The 17,872-nt window shown below is 68.1% G+C and carries 14 protein-coding genes, 1 tRNA gene and 1 pseudogene; 10 read left to right on the top strand and 6 right to left on the bottom strand.

Annotation, left to right across the window (positions count from 1 at the left end):
• The first annotated feature begins 111 nt into the window (after positions 1 to 111).
• The 10 genes from ACWPN8_RS06070 to ACWPN8_RS06115 all read left to right on the top strand — a co-directional run bounded on the left by ACWPN8_RS06070 (position 112) and on the right by ACWPN8_RS06115 (position 12,422).
• Entirely contained in the window at positions 112 to 1,134 is a 1,023-nt protein-coding gene (locus tag ACWPN8_RS06070; protein WP_492240198.1) for a TRAP transporter substrate-binding protein, read from the top strand.
• Between the two features lie 236 nt (positions 1,135 to 1,370).
• Positions 1,371 to 1,940, top strand: a complete 570-nt coding sequence (locus ACWPN8_RS06075) for a TRAP transporter small permease (RefSeq protein WP_199237694.1) — start codon at positions 1,371 to 1,373, stop codon at positions 1,938 to 1,940.
• Positions 1,937 to 3,235 carry a TRAP transporter large permease gene (locus tag ACWPN8_RS06080; RefSeq protein WP_109450369.1) on the top strand — a complete coding sequence of 433 codons (1,299 nt, stop codon included), beginning with the start codon at positions 1,937 to 1,939 and terminating at the stop codon, positions 3,233 to 3,235. The genes ACWPN8_RS06075 and ACWPN8_RS06080 overlap by 4 nt, the downstream gene beginning before the upstream one ends.
• Before the next feature lie 174 nt (positions 3,236 to 3,409).
• Complete coding sequence (locus ACWPN8_RS06085; RefSeq protein WP_492240199.1) at positions 3,410 to 5,461, top strand: molybdopterin oxidoreductase family protein; 2,052 nt, start codon at positions 3,410 to 3,412, stop codon at positions 5,459 to 5,461.
• Between the two features lie 118 nt (positions 5,462 to 5,579).
• A complete protein-coding gene (recJ, locus tag ACWPN8_RS06090; protein ID WP_492240200.1) occupies positions 5,580 to 7,376 on the top strand; it encodes a single-stranded-DNA-specific exonuclease RecJ in 1,797 nt (598 codons plus the stop codon).
• A gap of 122 nt (positions 7,377 to 7,498) precedes the next feature.
• Positions 7,499 to 7,574, top strand: a tRNA-Glu gene (locus tag ACWPN8_RS06095).
• 143 nt (positions 7,575 to 7,717) lie between these two features.
• Positions 7,718 to 8,734 (top strand): tRNA dihydrouridine(20/20a) synthase DusA, encoded by a 1,017-nt coding sequence (gene dusA / locus ACWPN8_RS06100; protein ID WP_492240201.1) that lies wholly within the window; start codon positions 7,718 to 7,720, stop codon positions 8,732 to 8,734.
• A 263-nt stretch (positions 8,735 to 8,997) separates the two neighbouring features.
• Positions 8,998 to 10,419, top strand: a complete 1,422-nt coding sequence (gene thrC / locus ACWPN8_RS06105; protein WP_492240202.1) for a threonine synthase — start codon at positions 8,998 to 9,000, stop codon at positions 10,417 to 10,419.
• Positions 10,416 to 11,675 (top strand): M16 family metallopeptidase, encoded by a 1,260-nt coding sequence (locus tag ACWPN8_RS06110; RefSeq protein WP_492240203.1) that lies wholly within the window; start codon positions 10,416 to 10,418, stop codon positions 11,673 to 11,675. Before thrC ends, ACWPN8_RS06110 begins: the two co-directional genes overlap by 4 nt.
• 156 nt (positions 11,676 to 11,831) lie before the next feature.
• Positions 11,832 to 12,422 (top strand): GNAT family N-acetyltransferase, encoded by a 591-nt coding sequence (locus ACWPN8_RS06115; protein ID WP_492240204.1) that lies wholly within the window; start codon positions 11,832 to 11,834, stop codon positions 12,420 to 12,422.
• A 51-nt stretch (positions 12,423 to 12,473) separates the two neighbouring features.
• Here the strand turns inward: ACWPN8_RS06115 and ACWPN8_RS06120 are convergent, their stop codons facing one another.
• The 6 genes and pseudogenes from ACWPN8_RS06120 to efp all read right to left on the bottom strand — a co-directional run bounded on the left by ACWPN8_RS06120 (position 12,474) and on the right by efp (position 17,858).
• Positions 12,474 to 12,743, bottom strand: coding sequence for a hypothetical protein (locus ACWPN8_RS06120; protein ID WP_247873206.1), 270 nt, complete (start codon positions 12,741 to 12,743; stop codon positions 12,474 to 12,476).
• 68 nt (positions 12,744 to 12,811) lie between these two features.
• A complete protein-coding gene (locus tag ACWPN8_RS06125) occupies positions 12,812 to 14,206 on the bottom strand; it encodes a peptidoglycan -binding protein (protein WP_492240205.1) in 1,395 nt (464 codons plus the stop codon).
• A gap of 36 nt (positions 14,207 to 14,242) precedes the next feature.
• Positions 14,243 to 15,437, bottom strand: a pseudogene (locus ACWPN8_RS06130) (flagellar motor protein MotA).
• A gap of 48 nt (positions 15,438 to 15,485) precedes the next feature.
• A complete protein-coding gene (locus tag ACWPN8_RS06135) occupies positions 15,486 to 16,277 on the bottom strand; it encodes an OmpA family protein (RefSeq protein WP_492240206.1) in 792 nt (263 codons plus the stop codon).
• A gap of 115 nt (positions 16,278 to 16,392) precedes the next feature.
• Complete coding sequence (locus tag ACWPN8_RS06140; RefSeq protein WP_109450350.1) at positions 16,393 to 17,190, bottom strand: inositol monophosphatase family protein; 798 nt, start codon at positions 17,188 to 17,190, stop codon at positions 16,393 to 16,395.
• A 101-nt stretch (positions 17,191 to 17,291) separates the two neighbouring features.
• Positions 17,292 to 17,858, bottom strand: coding sequence for an elongation factor P (efp, locus tag ACWPN8_RS06145; protein ID WP_109048864.1), 567 nt, complete (start codon positions 17,856 to 17,858; stop codon positions 17,292 to 17,294).
• Positions 17,859 to 17,872 lie beyond the last annotated feature (14 nt).

The following is a 17,872-nucleotide window of genomic DNA, read 5'->3' on the forward strand; positions in this document are numbered from 1 at the left end:
TCTGCGGATATCCACAATAGCCGCAATCCGTCCGATCATGAACAATGCGCAACAAGTACGGGGCCGAACAGTCAGTCCCGTCTACAATGAATACCAGAGGGGGACGCACCTATGAAACTCGTGAAGCTCCTGTGCGCGGCGGCGGTCGGCTGCATGATGTCGGCGCCGATGGCGATTTCGACGGCCTGGGCCCAGGACCAGATCGTGATCAAGTTCAGCCACGTCGTCGCGCCGGAGACGCCGAAGGGCAAGGGTGCCGAGAAGTTCAAGGAACTGGCCGAGAAGCTGACCGCCGGCAAGGTGAAGATCGAGGTCTATCCGAACAGCCAGCTCTACAAGGACAAGGAAGAGCTTGAGGCGCTGCAGCTGGGCGCCGTCCAGATGCTGGCCCCGTCGCTGGCCAAGTTCGGCCCGCTGGGCGCGAAGGAATTCGAGGTCTTCGACCTGCCCTACATCTTCCCGAGCAAGGAAGTCCTCCAGCGCGTCACCAAGGGCGAGATCGGCAAGAAGCTGTTCCAGAAGCTGGAGTCCAAGGGCATCGTCGGGCTGGCCTACTGGGACAACGGCTTCAAGATCATGAGCGCCAACAAGCCGCTCATCAAGCCGGAGGACGTGAAGGGCCTGAAGATGCGCATCCAGTCGTCCAAGGTTCTGGACGCCCAGATGCGCGCGCTGGGCGCCCTGCCGCAGGTGATGGCCTTCTCCGAAGTGTACCAAGCGCTGCAGACCGGCGTCGTCGACGGCACGGAGAACCCGCCGTCCAACATGTACACCCAGAAGATGCACGAGGTTCAGAAGAACGCCACCCTGACCGACCACGGCTATCTCGGCTATGCGGTCATCGTGAACAAGAAGTTCTGGGAAGGCCTGCCTGCCGACGTCCGCGGCAAGCTGGAAGAGGCGATGAAGGAGGCGACCGACTACGCCAACGACATTGCCCAGAACGAGAACGACGTTGCGCTGGCCCAGATGAAGGCGTCCGGCAAGACCGAGTTCCACACCCAGACCAAGGAAGAGCGCGAAGCCTGGGTCAAGGCCCTGAAGCCGGTCCACAAGGACGCCGAATCCCGCGTCGGCAAGGACCTGATCGAAGCGATCTACAAGGAATTGGCCGCGGCCGGCTTCAAGATGTGATTTGAGGGCGGGCGACGCCATTCCACCGGAAGGCGTCGTCCACTCCAAACCGGCATCCACACTGTCCGGCCGTCATCCCCGCGCAGGCGGGAATCCAGCTTCGACGATCCATTCCGCTCCGGCAGCCGCCTGGATCCCCGCCTGCGCGGGGATGACGGCCGACTGAAGCGCTAAGGGTCGTGCTGCGGCTATCCAGCCTTTAAGACCATCTCCGCCGACCGGGAGATCCCCCCGACATGCTCATGAAACTACTCGACCGGCTTGAGGAGACGCTGATCGCGTCGCTCATGGCCGGGGCGACGCTCGTCATCTTCGCGTCCGTCGTCCACCGCTATTTCTCCGGCGTTCCCTACATCCAGGACTATGTGCTGCACTGGAACCTCGCCTGGGCGCAGGAGCTGTGCATCTACATGTTCGTGTGGATGGCCAAGTTCGGCGCCGCCTATGGCGTGCGCACCGGCATCCATGTCGGCGTCGACGTCATCATCAACCGGATGGAACCGCACCTGCGTGCCAAGTTCGTGCTGTTCGGGCTGGGTGCCGGCGCGCTGTTCACCTTGATCGTCGGGTCGCTGGGTGCCCGCTTCGTCTACCACATCTCCGAGACCGAGCAGGTGTCGGCCGATCTGGAATGGCCGATGTGGATCATCTATCTGGCGGTGCCGCTCGGCTCCTACCTGATGTGCTTCCGCTTCCTCCAGGTCGCCTGGACCTTCGTCCGCACCGGTGAACTGCCCCATCACGACCACGCCCAGGTCGACGGCATCGACCCGGTCGAAGCCGCCAAGGAAGGAGGCCCGGCATGAACGCCGCCATCATCTTCGGGCTTCTGCTGGCCCTCATGCTCACCGGCATGCCGATCTCCATCTCGCTCGGCCTGACCGTTCTGTCCTTCCTGTTCTTCATGACCGACGTGCCGATCGACGCCGTGGCCCTGAAGCTGTTCACCGGCATCGAGAAGTTCGAGATCATGGCGATCCCGTTCTTCATCCTGGCCGGCAACTTCCTGACCCATGGCGGCGTCGCGCGCCGCATGATCAACTTCGCCACTTCGATGGTCGGCCACTGGCACGGCGGCCTCGGCCTTGCCGGCGTGATGGCCTGTGCGCTGTTCGCGGCGGTGTCTGGCTCCAGCCCGGCCACGGTGGTCGCCATCGGCTCGATCATCCTGCCGGCCATGGTGGCGCAGGGCTTCCCGAAGAATTTCGGCGCCGGCATCGTCACCACCTCGGGCGCGCTCGGCATCCTGATCCCGCCGTCCATCGTCATGGTGATGTACTGCGTCGCCACCACCGGCCACCCGCAGGCCGCCTCCATCGGCCAGATGTTCATCGCCGGCGTGGTGCCGGGTATCATGCTGGCCTGCTTCCTCGGCTTCACCACTTGGTTCCGTGCCCGCAAGTTCGGCTATCCGCGCCTGCCCAAGGCCAGCTTTGCCCAGCGCATGCACGCCCTGCGCGAAAGCTTCTGGGGCCTGCTGCTGATCATCGTCGTCATGGGCGGCATCTACAGCGGCATCTTCACCCCGACCGAGGCGGCGGCGATGGCCGCGGTCTATGCCTTCGTCGTCGCGGTCTTCGTCTACAAGGACATGCCGCTCCGCCGCGTGCCGAAGGTGCTGCTGGACAGCGCCAGCATGTCGGCGATGCTGCTCTACATCATCACCAACGCGGTGCTCTTCTCCTTCCTGATGACGTCGGAGCAGATCCCGCAGAACATGGCGGCCTGGATCCTCGACCAGAACATGGGCGTGTGGGTCTTCCTGCTGGTGGTGAACATCATCCTGCTGGCCGCCGGCAACTTCATGGAGCCGTCGTCCATCGTCCTGATCATGGCGCCGATCCTGTTCCCGGTCGCCATGAAGCTGGGCATCGACCCGGTGCATTTCGGCATCCTGATCATCGTGAACATGGAAGTCGGCATGTGCCACCCGCCGGTGGGCCTGAACCTCTACGTCGCCTCGGGCATCACCAAGATGGGCATCACCGAGCTGACGGTGGCGGTGTGGCCGTGGCTGCTGACGATGCTGATCTTCCTCGGCCTCGTCACCTATGTCCCGGCGATCACGCTGTGGTTCCCGCGCCTGCTCGGCTTCATGTAAAGCCGCAAGTCGCCAGGGGATTTTCTCGCTAAAATCGGCAGGGGCCGCGAAGTCCGGACAAGGGACTTCGCGGCCCCGCTTTTTTGTACCCATACATTGTTGCGCATTGAAGCCGGCGTGGGGCAGGGCCTAAACTTTGGGCCACCCCGCCGCCAGCCAGACCAGAGGTTAGCCTTGTCGGCCCAGTTCCTGCCCACCGCCTGTCCGCACGATTGCCCCAGCACCTGCGCGCTGGAGGTGGAACGCCTCGCCCCCGACCGCATCGGCAAGGTGCGCGGCGCCGCCGAGAACAGCTACACCGCCGGTGTCATCTGCGCGAAGGTCAGCCGCTATGCCGAGCGCGTGCATTCGCCGGACCGGCTGAAGACCCCGCTGCTGCGCAGCGGCCCCAAGGGCTCCGGGCAATGGAAGCCGATCGGCTGGGAAGAGGCGCTGGACCGCATCGCCGACGCCTTCCTGACCGCCGAGCGGACCTACGGCCCAGAAGCCGTCTGGCCCTATTTCTACGCCGGCACCATGGGTCTGGTGCAGCGCGGCGGCATCCAGCGCCTGCGCCATGCCAAGGGCTATTCGCGCCAGACCAGCACGGTCTGCGACACCCCGGCCAACATGGGCTGGCTCGCCGGCTATGGCGACATCCGCGGCGCCGACCCGCGCGAGATGGCGGAAAGCGACCTGATCGTCAACTGGGGCGGCAACCCGGTGGCGACCCAGGTCAACGTGATGACCCATGTCAGCCGCGCCCGGAAGGGCCGCGGGGCGAAGCTGGTCACCATCGACCCCTACCGCACCGGCACGGCCGAGGTCTCCGACCTGCACCTGATGCTGCGGCCGGGCACCGACGGGGCGCTGGCCTGTGCGGTGATGCATGTGCTGTTCCGCGACGGTTACGCCGACCGCGCCTATCTGGCCCGGCTGGCCGGCGATACCGGGGCGCTGGAGGCGCATCTCGCCAGCCGCACCCCGGACTGGGCAGCATCCATCACCGGCCTGACCGTGGCGGAGATCGAAGAGTTCGCCCGCCTCTACGGCACCACGAAGCGCAGCTACCTGCGCGTCGGCTACGGCCTGTCGCGCGCCCACAATGGGGCGGCGCAGGTCCATGCCGTCTCCTGCCTGCCGGTGGTGACCGGGGCGTGGCAGCACAAGGGCGGCGGCGCGCTCTACTGCTCGTCCGGCATCTACAAGCTGGACAAGACCCTGTCGGAGGGGCTGGACCGTCTCGACAAGTCGGTGCGCAGCTTCGACCAGTCGCGCATCGGCGCTGTCCTGACCGGTGACCCGCGCGACCTGACCAGCGGCCCGCCGGTGACGGCGATGCTGATCCAGAACACCAACCCGGTGACGATCTGCCCGGATTCCAACCGCGTCCGCCAGGGCTTCCTGCGCGAGGATCTGTTCGTGGCGGTGCATGAGCAGTTCATGACCGACACAGCCAAGCTGGCCGATCTGGTGATTCCCGCCACCACCTTCCTGGAGCATGACGACATCTACCGCGGCGGCGGCCAGATGCACATCCTGATCGGCCGCAAGGTGATCGAGCCGCAGTTCGAGGCGCGCGAGAACCATTGGGTCATCAGCGAACTCGCCCGCCGCGTCGGCGCCGAGCATCCGGGATTCGGCATGACCGCGCTGGAAATCATCGACGCCATGCTGAAGGCGTCCGACCTCGGCGACGCGGCGACGCTGACCGCCGACCGCTGGATCGACGCCCAGCCGGATTTCGAGACCTCGCATTTCCTCAACGGCTTCGCCCATCCCGACGCCAAGTTCCGCTTCGCCCCCGACTGGGCGGCGCTCGGCCCCTATGGCGGCATGCCGGAGCTGCCCGACCATATGCCCCCGGCCCGCGACGCCGATGCGGATCACCCGTTCCGTCTCGTCACCGCCCCGGCCCGCCAGTTCCTCAACACCTCCTTCACCGAGACGCTGACCGCCCAGAAGCGCGAAGGCCGTCCCACCGCCCTGATCCATCCGGACGATGCCGCCGGTCTGGCTCTGGCCGACGGCGACGCGGTGCGGCTGGGCAACCCACAGGGCAGCGTGGTGGTCCATGCTAAGTCCTTCGCCGGTGTGCCGCGCGGCGTGGTGATCGTCGAGGGCATCTGGCCCAACAGCGCCTTCGTCGAGGGCATGGGCATCAACAGCCTGACCTCGCCGGAGCCGGTGCCGCCGGCCGGCGGTGCGGCGTTCCACGACACCGCGGTGTGGATGCGGGCGGCTTAAAGCCGCCCACCTCCACTCCCACGGCCACATCCCACCCCTGTCCATACCCACCCGTGCGCCGCGCCCCCATCTCTGCTATGGCTGTGCCCCCATCCCAGAGAGACCGTGCAGCACCGCCATGACCGAGCCCGCCGCCTTCCTCAACGTCGCCCACTCCCTGTCCGGCAAGCGCTGGCAGGCGCGGCCCTGCGACGAGCGGCAGGCGCAGGCTCTCACCCAGGGGCGTGGGCTGCCGGAGATCGTCGGCCGGGTGCTGGCCGCCCGCGGCGTCACCGAGGACAGCTGCGAGACCTTCCTCAACCCGACGCTGAAGGCGCTGCTGCCCGATCCGTCGCGCTTCCGCGACATGGACCCGGCGGCCGAGCGCATCGGGCGGGCCATCCGCGACGGCGAGCCGGTGGCCGTCTTCGGCGACTATGACGTCGACGGCGCCACCTCCGCCGCCCTGCTGCGCCGCTTCTTCCGCGCGCTCGGCGCCGACATCCGCGTCTATGTCCCCGACCGCATCACCGAGGGGTACGGCCCCAACGCCCCGGCGCTGCTTCGCCTGAAAGGGGAGGGGGTGCGGCTGGTGGTGACCGTCGATTGCGGCATTTCCGCCTTCGCGGCGCTGGAGGCGGCAGCCGAGGCCGGGCTGGATGTCGTCGTGCTCGACCACCATGCCGCCGAACCGCGCCTGCCCCCCGCCGTCGCGCTGGTCAACCCCAACCGGCTGGACGAGGACGGCGCCTACCGCACGCTCTGCGCCGCCGGCGTCACCTTCATCACCATCGTCGCCATCAACCGGGTGCTGCGGACAACCGGCTTCTACCGCGACCGGGCGGAGCCCAACCTGATGGAGTGGCTCGACATCGTGGCACTCGGCACGGTGTGCGACGTGGTGCCGCTGACCGGGCTGAACCGCGCGCTGGTCGCGCAGGGGCTGAAGGTGATGGCGCGGCGCGCCAACCCCGGCCTCGCCGCCCTGTCCGACGTGGCGGGGGTGAAGGAGAAGCCGGACGCCTACCATGCCGGCTACGTCCTCGGGCCGCGCGTCAATGCCGGCGGCCGGGTGGGGGCGTCTGACCTCGGTGCCCGCCTGCTCTCCACCGATGATCCCATCGAGGCGATGGAACTGGCCCAGCGGCTGGAAGGCCACAACGCAGAACGCCGCACCATCGAGCAGGCGGTCCTCGACGAGGCGCTGGAGCGCGTCGCCGCCGAGGCCGGGCGCACGACCGATCTGGTCTTCGTCACCGGCGCCGGCTGGCATCCCGGCGTCATCGGCATCGTCGCCGCCCGGCTGAAGGAGCGCTACAGCCGCCCGGCCTGCGTGGTGGCGCTGGAGGAAACCGCCGACGGCACCGTCATCGGCAAGGCGTCCGGCCGTTCCGTCCGTGGCGTCGATCTCGGCTCGGCGGTGATCGCCGCCCGGCAGGAGGGGCTGCTGCTGGCCGGCGGCGGCCACCGCATGGCGGCGGGCTTCACCGTGGCCGGCGACAAGATCGATGCGCTGCGCGACTTCCTGCACAGCCGTATCTCCGAACAGGTGGCGTCCGCCCCGCTGGTGCCGACGCTGGAATTGGACGGCGCCCTGTCGGTCGGTGGCGCCAGCGTCGGTCTGGTGACGATGCTCGACAAGCTCGGCCCCTACGGCACCGGCAATTCCGAGCCGCGCTTCGCCATCGCCGATGCCCGCGTCGTGCGTGCCGACGTGGTGGGCGCCAACCATGTCCGCTGCATCCTGCAAGGCAATGACGGTGCCCGGCTGAAGGCCATCGCCTTCCGCGCGCTCGACAGCGACATGGGCCAGGCCCTGCTGACCGGCCGCGGCACGCCGTTCCATCTTGCCGGCGTCCTGCGCATCGACCGCTGGAACGGCTCCGAAGGGGTCCAGTTGCTGATCGACGACGCGGCACCGGCGCGCTCGGCCTGAGCACTGGCGGGGCATGGGGGTGGGGAATGGGGGCAGGCAGGGCGCAAAAAGTATCGGAGGATGCAAAAAAGCGCTTGCGCTCGGCGGCTCCGATCTTTAGAAAGCGCGTCACCGCGAACGACGTCCCCGTCGTCTAGAGGCCTAGGACACCGCCCTTTCACGGCGGCGACACGGGTTCGACTCCCGTCGGGGACGCCATCTTCTCCAGGATGCGCGACAAGTTAGGAAGGCCCGGCTGCATAGCCGGGCCTTTTGCTTTTGGCAAAATTTATGCCCGGCGGTTGCCCGCCGATCCCGTTTCGCCCATCCTGATTTTTCCGGCCGCAGCAGAGCTGACCGCGATGACCGCTCCGAACCTCGTCACCTCCGCCATCCCCCTCAGCGTCGCCCCGATGATGGACTGGACCGACCGGCATTGCCGGTACTTCCACCGTCTGCTGTCGCGCTCGACCCTGCTCTATACCGAGATGGTGACCACGGGTGCCGTGCTGCATGGCGACCGCGAGCGGCTGCTGGGCTTCGATGCGGCGGAACATCCGGTGGCGCTCCAGCTCGGCGGCTCCGACCCGGCGGACCTCGCTGCCTGCGCCCGCATCGCCGAGGAGTGGGGCTATGACGAGGTGAACCTCAACGTTGGCTGCCCGAGCGACCGCGTGCAGTCCGGCCGCTTCGGCGCCTGCCTGATGGCTGAGCCCGATCTGGTGGCACGCCTCGTCGGCGCCATGCGCGAGGCGGTGTCGATTCCGGTCACCGTCAAGTCGCGCATCGCCATCGACGAGATGGAGGAGTGGCCGACGCTCGACCACTTCATCCGCACCGTCTCCGCCGCCGGCTGCACCCATTTCATCGTCCATGCCCGCAAGGCCTGGCTGAAGGGCCTCAGCCCCAAGGAGAACCGGGACATCCCGCCGCTGCGCTACGACCTCGTCCACCGGCTGAAGGCGGAACACCCGCATCTCACCATCGCCATCAACGGCGGCATCCGCACGCTGGACGAGGCCGAGGGGCATCTCGGCACCCTCGACAGCGTGATGATCGGCCGCGCCGCCTACGAGACGCCCTATCTGCTGGCCGACGCCGACCGCCGCCTGATGGGCGGGGAGCCCGGACCCGACCGCCATGCGGTGATCGAGGCGATGCTGCCCTACATCGAGGCACGGATGACGGTCGGCACGCCGCTGTCGTCGATCACCCGCCACATGCTGGGCCTGTTCCAGGGGTTGCCCGGCGCCCGTGCCTACCGCCGCCACATCGCCGAGAACGCCCACCGCCTCGGCGCCGGTCCGGAGGTGCTGGAACGCGCCGCCTCGCTGGTGCGCCGGCGCGGTGCCGACGAGGTGGTCGAGGAGGCTGCGTGAGAGGATCGGGCCGGGATGGAACGATGGAACATCTCCGGGGAACCGTTTCACTCTGTTCCATGCCGTCCATCCGGAGCCGCACGGGTCGGGCCGGATTGAACACTGAACACACCCCACGAAACCGTTTCATGGTGTTTCAAGCGTTCTACCCGAAGCCGTCGGGCGCCCCCACCATCGGGAATATGCGCCGTGCGTCCCGCACCGCTTGCGTGCGGGCGGGGTCCTCGCTAACTATGCCCACTTCATCGGACGGAGTGTAAGCGGTGCGGTACGTCAGCACGCGGGGCGCGGCCCCGGTCTTGGGTTTCGAGGACGTCCTTCTTGCCGGGCTGGCGCGCGACGGCGGCCTCTATGTGCCGGAGACCTGGCCGCAGTTCACGGCCGACGACATCCGCGCCATGCGCGGGCTGCCCTACAGCGAGATCGCCGTCCGGGTGATGCTGCCCTTCCTGGGCGGCTCCATCGCCGAGGACGAGTTCCGCGCCATCGTCCGTGACGCCTATGCCAGCTTCGACCATGCCGCGGTGACCCCGCTGGTGCAGATCGACCCGACCACCTGGGTGCTGGAGCTGTTCCACGGGCCGACGCTCGCCTTCAAGGACGTGGCGCTGCAGCTGCTCGGCCGCCTGTTCGACCATGTGCTGGCCAAGCGCGGGCAGCGGGTGACCATCGTCGGCGCCACCTCCGGCGACACCGGCTCGGCCGCCATCGAGGCCTGCCGCGACCGCCAGAACGTCGACATCTTCATCCTGCATCCCAAGGGCCGCACGTCCGAGGTGCAGCGCCGCCAGATGACCAGCGTGCTGTCGTCCAACGTCCACAACATCGCGCTGGACGGCACCTTCGACGATTGCCAGGACCTCGTTAAGGCGATGTTCAACGACGGCGCCTTCCGCGACCGGATGGGGCTGTCGGCGGTGAACTCGATCAACTGGGCGCGCATCATGGCCCAGATCGTCTATTACTTCACTGCTGCCGTTGCGCTGGGCGTCCCGGACCGCAAGATCGCCTTCACCGTGCCGACCGGCAATTTCGGCAATGTCTATGCCGCTTATGGCGCCCGCTCCATGGGGCTGCCGATCGAGACGCTGGTGGTGGGATCCAACAGCAACGACATCCTGGCGCGCTTTTTCGCCAGTGGGAGCATGGTCGCGGCGCCTGTCGTGCCTACCTTGTCTCCCAGCATGGACATCCAGATCTCTTCCAACTTCGAGCGGCTGCTGTTCGACCTGCTCGACCGCGACGGCACCGCGGTGACGGCGGCGCTGAACCGCTTCCGCACCGAGGGCAGGTTCGCGGTGACCGACGCGCAGCTCGCCCGCGCGCTGGCCATCTTCTCCGGCCACCGGGTGGACGAGGCCGCCACCATGGCGACCATTGCGGACGTCTGGAAGGACAGCCTCTATCTGCTCGACCCGCACACGGCGGTCGGCATCGGGGCGGCCAAGGCGGCGGTTTCCGCCGGCCGGGCCGATCCGACCGTTCCCATGGTGGTTCTCGCCACCGCCCATCCCGCCAAGTTCCCCGACGCGGTGGAAAAGGCGACCGGCCGCCGGCCGGACCTGCCGCCGCGCCTGTCCGATCTTTATGTGCGCGAGGAGCGCCTGTCCGACCTGCCGAACGATCTGGCGGCGGTCCAGGACTTCGTCACCAAGCGCGCCCGCGCCGCCCAGGAGGCCGCATGAGTTCCATTCGTGTGACGACGTTGCCCAACGGGCTTCGCGTCGCGACCGACACCATGCCCGACGTGCAGTCCGTTTCGCTCGGCTGCTGGGTCGGGGTGGGCACCCGCAACGAGGCGGCGAGCGTCAATGGCGTCGCCCACCTCGTCGAGCATATGCTGTTCAAGGGCACCCGGCGCCGTTCGGCCTTCCGCATCTCCGAGGAGATCGAGAATGTCGGCGGCCAGCTGAACGCCTACACCACCCGCGAGCAGACCGCCTATTACGCCAAGGTCCTGCACGAGGATGCGCCGCTGGCACTCGACATCCTCTCCGACATGATCCAGCACTCCACGCTGGACGCCGAGGAGCTGGTGCGCGAGCGCACGGTGGTGTTGCAGGAGATCGGCCAGAGCGCCGACACGCCCGACGACATCATCTTCGACCATTTCCAGTCCACCGCCTATCCGGGGCAGGCCATCGGCCGTCCGGTGCTGGGCTCGGCGGAGATCGTCGGCGCATTGCCGCGCGAGGCGCTGGTCGACTACATCGTCGGCCATTACGGTGCCCCCGGCATGGTGCTGAGCGCCGCCGGCCGGATCGAGCATGACCGGATGGTCGACCTCGCCATGAAGGCCTTCGGCGACCTGCCGAGCGGCGCACCGCCCAAGCCGGAGACCGCCCGCTACACCGGCGGCGATTTCCGCGAGGACCGTGACCTGGAGCAGATGCACCTCGTGCTCGGCTTCGACGGGGTGGGGGTGCACGACCCCGACTTCTACGCCCACTCGGTGCTCTCCACCCTGCTCGGCGGCGGCATGTCGTCCCGCCTGTTCCAGGAGGTGCGGGAGAAGCGCGGGCTGGTCTATTCCATCTACACCTTCACCGGCGGCTATCATGACGGCGGCCTGTTCGGCGTCTATGCCGGCACCGGCGAGGACGAGGTGGCGGAGCTGGTTCCCGTCGTCTGCGACGAGATTGCCAAGGTCGGCGCCGACGTCACCGAGGACGAGGTCGCCCGCGCCCGCGCCCAGCTGAAGGCCGGCACGCTGATGGCGCTGGAAAGCACCATGTCGCGCTGCGAGCAGCTGGGCCAGCAGGTCCTGATCTACGACCGCCCAGTTCCGGTTGAAGAGATCGTGGCGAAGATCGACGGCGTCGACCGCGAGTCTGTGGTCAAGGCGGCGTCCCGCCTGCGCGCCAGCCGTCCGACCGTGGCCGCTCTCGGCCCCATCGCCAAGCTGGAAAGCTACGACCGCATCGCGGAGCGCCTCGCCTGACGATGAAGACGGTGGCGGTCCCCACTTCCCACCCGCACTCGTCCCCCTCTCCCCCCGGGGAGAGGGGCGGGGTGAGGGGGTTGCACTGCGTGGATGGACCGGGATGCGGATCCCTCTTCTCCTGAGCGAAGGCGGGAGAGGAAGGGTGGTCACTCAATGATCCGCCTTCTCGGCAGCGGCCTCATCAGTCCTCCCGCGATCCGGCTCGACGGATCGCATTGCTACATCCGGCCGCCTTTGCCCCGCGACTGGCGGGAATGGGCCGATCTTCGGGCCGCCTCGCGCGGCTTCCTGACGCCCTGGGAGCCCACCTGGCCGGCCGATGCCCTGACGCGCACCGCCTTCGCCCGGCGGCTGCGGCGGCAGGCGCAGGAGTGGCGGGACGATCTCGGCTACAGCTTCCTGATCTTCGACCGGGGGACCGACGCTCTTGTCGGCGGGCTCGGCCTCACCAACATCCGCCGCGGCGTGGCGCAGATGGGGACGCTCGGCTACTGGGCCGGACAGCCCTACGCCCGCAACGGCTATGTCTCCGGCGGCACCCGGCTGGCCCTGGAGTTCGCCTTCGGCCAGCTCGGCCTGCACCGGGTCGAGGCCGCCTGCCTGCCGACCAACCTGCCGAGCCGCGGTTTGCTGGAAAAGGTCGGCTTTTCCCACGAAGGCTATGCCCGTGGTTACCTGCGCATCGACGGCGCATGGCGTGATCATGTCCTCTACGCCATCCTGCGGGAGGAGTGGCAGGCCTAGACCAGGTCCATAGCCGCTCCATCCCGCCTGAAAACGCTTACCTGACAGCGCTCACTTCGGCGGCTGGTTGTTGCCGTGCTGGTCCTGCTGCTGCTCGGCCTGCTTCTTGGCGGCCTCATCCTTCTTCTTGGCTTCGTGATGGCCGACCGCGCAGCCGAGCGCGGCGCCCGCCACCCCATGGCCCGACCCGACCATATGGCCGGCGACGCCGCCGACGGCGGCACCCTTCACGCATCCCTTCGCCTCGGCCGGGTGCGGCAGGGCGGCGATACCGCCGGCCAGGACTGCGACCGAAAGGGCAGCAAAGACAGTCTTCATCATGGCTGATTCCTCATGTCGACAAGAGCGTCGATGGAAGGAAAACAGCCAGCCGCGCGGCTGGGTTCCGCTCAGCGCTGGTCCAGCTTGATCTCGATGCGGCGATTCTTCGCCAGCGCCTCGTCCGAGGTGCCGGGGTCGATGGGCTGGAACTCGCCGAAGGCGGCGGCCGCCAGCCGCTCCGCCGGGATGCCCTGGTCGATCAGGAACTTGACCACCGACAGCGCGCGGGCCGAGGACAGTTCCCAGTTGGAGGCGAACTGGAAGCGCACCGGCTTGATATCGGTGTGGCCGTCCACCCGAAGGACCCAGTTGATGTCGGAGGGAATCGCCTTGCCGATCTCGATCAGGGTGCGGGCGAGGTCGGCCAATCGCTGCTTGCCGGCCTCCTCCAGCGTCGCGGATCCGGACGGGAACAGCAGTTCCGACTGGAAGACGAAGCGGTCACCGACGATCCGCACGTCCGGCCGGCTGCCCAGCGCCTCGCGGACGCGGCCGAAGAACTCCGACTTGTAGCGGGCGAGGTCCTGGACCTTGGCGGCGAGCGCCTGATTGAGCCGGGCGCCCAGCTCGGCGATCTGCACCTTCTGCTCTGCCGACGCCTTCTCCGACGTCTCCAGCGCCGCACCGATGCGGGCGAGCTGGTCGCGGAGCGCCAGCAACTGCTGGTTCAGCAGGTCGATCTGCTGCTTGCTCTTGGTGCCCTCCGCCTGCTCGCCGGTCAGGGAGGCCATCAGGTCGCGGATGCGCAGGTCGCGCTGCTCCAGATCCTTCTGGGCCTGGGTACGGCTGCCGGCCAGCTGCGACTCCAGCCCTTTCAGGCGGATGTCGCGCTGGTCGATCTCCTTCTGCGCCAGCATCGTCTTCTCGGCGGCCGACGCCAGCTCCGATTCCAGGGCCTTGGCCCGGTCGCGGGTGGTGCCGAGTTCGGCCAGCAGGGCCTGGCGCTGCTGTTCGGTCAGCTTGGTGGCGGCCATGGCGGCGGCCAGCTCACCTTCCAGCTTCTGCCGGGCGTCGCGCAGGGCCTTGATGTCGGCCTGGAGGCTGAGGATCTCCTTCAGCTTGAGGTCCAGCGATTCGCGGTCGACGCGGACATTGCGCTGGAGCTCTTCCAGTGTGCGAGCGGTGCGGTCGCGGTCCTCCTGAACTTGGCTCAGCTTCAGGGTCATGTCGTCGCGGGTGGTGACGGAGGTCTGCAACTCGGTCGACAGCTGGGTGATGTTGACGCGCAGGTCGGCGTTGGCGTCACGCTCCATCGCCAGCAGGTCGTTCATCTCCGCGATCTTGTGATTGAGGGCGGTCAGCTGCTCGTCGCGGCCGGTCAGGGCGGTGGCGAGGTAGAACTGCGCCACGACGAAGACCATCAGCAGGAAGATGACGACCATCACCAGCGACGACAGGGCGTCGACCCAGCCGGGCCAGGCGCTGGCGTCGCGGTGGCCGTTGCGGCGGCTGATGCTGGCCATGGATGCTCCCGGCGTTGGCCTGTGACGGTCTGGGTATCAGCGCGGCTGCTGGTCGGCTTCTTCGGCGAGTGCTGCGATGGTGCGGGCCAGCAGCTTGATCTCGCTGCGGATCTCCTGCACCGCCTGGACCCGTCCGTTGGAGGATTCCTCGACGATGCGGGCAAGGTAGATGTCCATGTTGCGGAGATGCTGGCGCGAGGCGTCGTCGAAGCCGGCGCCGGAATTCTCCGCCAGCCGGTCGAGCAGACCCCTCACCTCCAGCTGATTCTCGCCAAGGCGCAGGAGAAGCTGCTGTTCGGCCCGCATATGGTCGGTCAGGCTCGACAGCCGCTCGGTCAGCGCCATCAAATTGGCGTTGGCGGCGCGCCGTCCCTCTTCGGCGGTGGCGACGGTGCGCTGGAGCGAATCGAGGTTCTCGGCGGTCTGCTCCAGCAGGGCGGTCAGATAGGCCGACGCGGCATGGTCGCCCGAACTCGAGCCCGCCGGCGGCCCCGCTCGACAGGCGGGTGGCGCTGGACAGCCAGTCCTCCAGATCCTGGAAGAAGCGGTTGTGGGCCTGGCTGGCCTGGAGTTCGAGGAAGCCCAGCACCAGCGATCCGGCCAGACCGAACAGCGAGGAGGAGAAGGCGGTGCCCATGCCGACCAGCGGCGCTTCCAGCCCCTGTTGCAGCCGGGAGAACATGCTGCCGACGTCGCCGCCCTGCACCGACAGGCTGCCGATGACGCCGCCCACCGACTGCACGGTGTGCAGCAGGCCCCAGAAGGTGCCGAGCAGGCCGAGGAAGATCAGCAGGCCGATCAGATAGCGCGACAGCTCCCGCGATTCGTCGAGGCGCGAGGCGATGCCGTCCAGCATCGAGCGCATCGACAGCGCCGACAGGGTCAGCCGGCCGCGCCGCTCGCCCAGCATGCGCGCCATCGGCGCCAGCAGAACCGGCTCCTGAAGGGATGCGGGGGCGACGCCGCTCTGGTACTGCTCCAGCCACGCCACTTCGGGACGGAGCATCAGGACCTGCCGGAAGATGAAGGCGATGCCGGCGAGCAAGGTCGCCAGAATGACGCCGTTCAGCGGGGCGTTGTTGAGGAAGGCCGAGCGCAAGGCGGGGAACAGCAGGCCGGTCACCGCGCAGACCACGACCAGGAACAGGATCATCCGGGTCAGGAACCGCTCCGGGCGTGTCATGAGGGCGGATACCTCCTGCGGTCGGGTCGTCGGGATTATGGCGGTCATGATGCTCCGAAGGGGTGTTCCGATCAGACCTCGCGCACGGTGTGGGCGCTACTCGTTCAGAAAGACGGCGTCGATGCGGTCGGGAACCCCACCGCCCTCGTCCAGGCCCAGCGCACGGACATCGACGCGGGTGCTGCGGATCCCGAAAGCGGTCAGCCGCTCGCGCAATGCCAGCGCCCGGGCCAGCGCCCGCTGCCGTGCCTCGCGCGCCGTATCCGGCGTGCCGCTGGCGTAGGAGCGAAGCTGGAGCCTCGCGGTGTCGCTGGCGCGCAACCGCTCGACGATCCGGTCGACCACGGCGTCCGCCGCATCCGGCAGATTGGTGGCATCGGCCGGGAACACAAGGCTCAAAACGCTCGAAGGTGGCAGGCTAGCCGCCGGAGGTGCCGCCTCCGGGGGAGGGGGTAGTGCGGCCGTGTCGGTCCGCGGCGCGGCCGGAGCCGGCGTGACGGGCGCCGGAGCGGCGGGCGTCCCCTGGGCTGCGGGCTGCTGCGGCTGGGCGGGAACGGCGGCCGGAGGCTGGTTGCGGGCGGTGGTCGACCGCGGAGCCGGCTGGGCCGGGCCTTCGGTCAAGGACGGCGGCGGCGGCGCTTCGAGCGGCTGCGGCAGGGTGAGGCGCGGCGGCGCCTTGACCGGCGGCGGGGTGCGCAGGCTGGGCCGCGGCGGGACCGACAGGGGGACCGCATTCTCCAGCGTCAGGCCGGCGGGCGTCGCGGCAGGAGTCGCAGCGGCGTTGCTGGCCGGGGCAGCCGCCGACAGGGCAGCCGGAGAGAGCGTCCAGACCGCGCACAGAGCGGCGGCGGCAAGGTGCTTGCGGTCGGCGTGTCCCCAGCGGCGCAAAACGATGTGTCCCGTTAAACCTTTGTCCCGCAAACCATAGCCTATCGATCGCTCCAGCCACAACCGCTCATCCGCCGTCTCCGTTCGGGAAGGCGGCGGACGGGCGGGGCGGAGGTCAGCCCTTGGCGGACTTCAACAGGCGGGAAACCGGAACCTGGAGGTGGCTGTTGGCCGCCAGGACGTTGCCGGTGAAGACCGGGTTGCGGCCGCCCTCGATCTCGCCGACGAAACCGCCGGCCTCGGTGACCATCAGCACGCCGGCCGCGCAGTCCCAGGGAGCCAGCCCGCGTTCCCAATAGGCGTCGAATCGGCCGGCGGCGGTGTAGGCGAGGTCGAGCGAGGCGGCGCCGAAGCGGCGGATGCCCGCAACCTCCTTCATCACCGCTTCCTGTTCCTTCAGGAAGGTGGCGTGGTCGCCGCGGCCCTTGAACGGGATGCCGGTGGCGATCACGCAATCCTCCAGCCGGCGGCGCTCTGACACGCGCAGGCGGGTGTGGTTGACGTACGCGCCGACGCCCTTTTCGGCCCAGAACAGCTGGTCGCCGATGGGAGCGTAGATCACGCCGGCGACGATCTCGCCGTTGCGCTCGGCACCGATGGAGATCGCCCAGTGCGGCAGGCCATGCAGGAAGTTGGTGGTGCCGTCGAGCGGATCGACGATCCAGCGCGCCTCGGCATCGCTGCCCTTGGACGCGCCGCTCTCCTCCATCAGGAAGCCGAATTCGGGCCGCGCCTTCTGCAATTCCTCGCGCAGGGTGCGTTCGGCCTTCAGGTCGGCGGCGGACACGAAGTCCGCGGGCCCCTTGCGCGACACCTGGAGGTGTTCGACCTCGCCGAAGTCGCGGACGAGACCCCGGGCGGCCTTTTCGGCGGCGCGGACCATGACGTTGATGAGAGCGGAGCGGGTGGCCATGGGTGTTGGTGTACCGTTTCGTGCAGCAGGAACCAGAAAACAATACACCGGCCTCCGCGCATGGCGAAGACCGGTGATGGCAGGACGGACCTTGGAAAGGATCAGTCCTTGGCGCGCTCGACGTATTCGCCGCTGGCGGTGTCGACGACGACGCGGGTCCCGGCCTCGATGTGCGGCGGAACCAGGATCGACACGCCGTTCTCCAGCTTGGCCGGCTTGTAGGACGAAGAGGCCGTCTGGCCCTTCACCACCGGGTCGGACTCGGTGATCAGCAGCGTGACCTTGCCGGGAATCTCGACGCCCAGCGGCGAGCCTTCGTGGCTCTGCACGGTGACTTCCATGCCGTCCTGGAGGAAGACGGCCGGTTCGCCGATGATGTCGCGCGGGATGGCGACCTGCTCGAAGCTTTCCTTGTCCATGAAGGTGAAGCTGTCACCTTCGGCGAAGAGGAAGGTCATCTCATGCTCGTCCAGGCGAGCGCGCTCAACGGTCTCCTGGGTGCGGAACCGCTCGATCGACTTGTTGCCGGTGCGAACGTCCTTCATTTCCAGCTGGATGAAGGCGCCGCCCTTGCCAGGCTGCACGATGGCGGTTTTGGTGATGACCCAGAGCTTACCGTTGTGCTCCAGCACATGGCCGGGGCGCATCGTGTTGGCATTGACCTTCATGGCTTACTCATGAC

The organism is Azospirillum sp. UENF 112521, from assembly GCF_058780665.1.

Bases quoted from the DNA above. Each gene is read 5' to 3' on its own strand.
- ACWPN8_RS06080 (WP_109450369.1), top strand. From the start codon at position 1,937: ATGAACGCCGCCATCATCTTCGGGCTTCTGCTGGCCCTCATGCTCACC.
- dusA (WP_492240201.1), top strand. From the start codon at position 7,718: ATGACCGCTCCGAACCTCGTCACCTCCGCCATCCCCCTCAGCGTCGCC.
- ACWPN8_RS06070 (WP_492240198.1), top strand. From the start codon at position 112: ATGAAACTCGTGAAGCTCCTGTGCGCGGCGGCGGTCGGCTGCATGATG.
- ACWPN8_RS06125 (WP_492240205.1), bottom strand. From the start codon at position 14,206: ATGGCCAGCATCAGCCGCCGCAACGGCCACCGCGACGCCAGCGCCTGG.
- ACWPN8_RS06140 (WP_109450350.1), bottom strand. From the start codon at position 17,190: ATGGCCACCCGCTCCGCTCTCATCAACGTCATGGTCCGCGCCGCCGAA.
- ACWPN8_RS06075 (WP_199237694.1), top strand. From the start codon at position 1,371: ATGCTCATGAAACTACTCGACCGGCTTGAGGAGACGCTGATCGCGTCG.
- recJ (WP_492240200.1), top strand. From the start codon at position 5,580: ATGACCGAGCCCGCCGCCTTCCTCAACGTCGCCCACTCCCTGTCCGGC.
- ACWPN8_RS06115 (WP_492240204.1), top strand. From the start codon at position 11,832: ATGATCCGCCTTCTCGGCAGCGGCCTCATCAGTCCTCCCGCGATCCGG.
- ACWPN8_RS06120 (WP_247873206.1), bottom strand. From the start codon at position 12,743: ATGATGAAGACTGTCTTTGCTGCCCTTTCGGTCGCAGTCCTGGCCGGC.
- ACWPN8_RS06110 (WP_492240203.1), top strand. From the start codon at position 10,416: ATGAGTTCCATTCGTGTGACGACGTTGCCCAACGGGCTTCGCGTCGCG.
- efp (WP_109048864.1), bottom strand. From the start codon at position 17,858: ATGAAGGTCAATGCCAACACGATGCGCCCCGGCCATGTGCTGGAGCAC.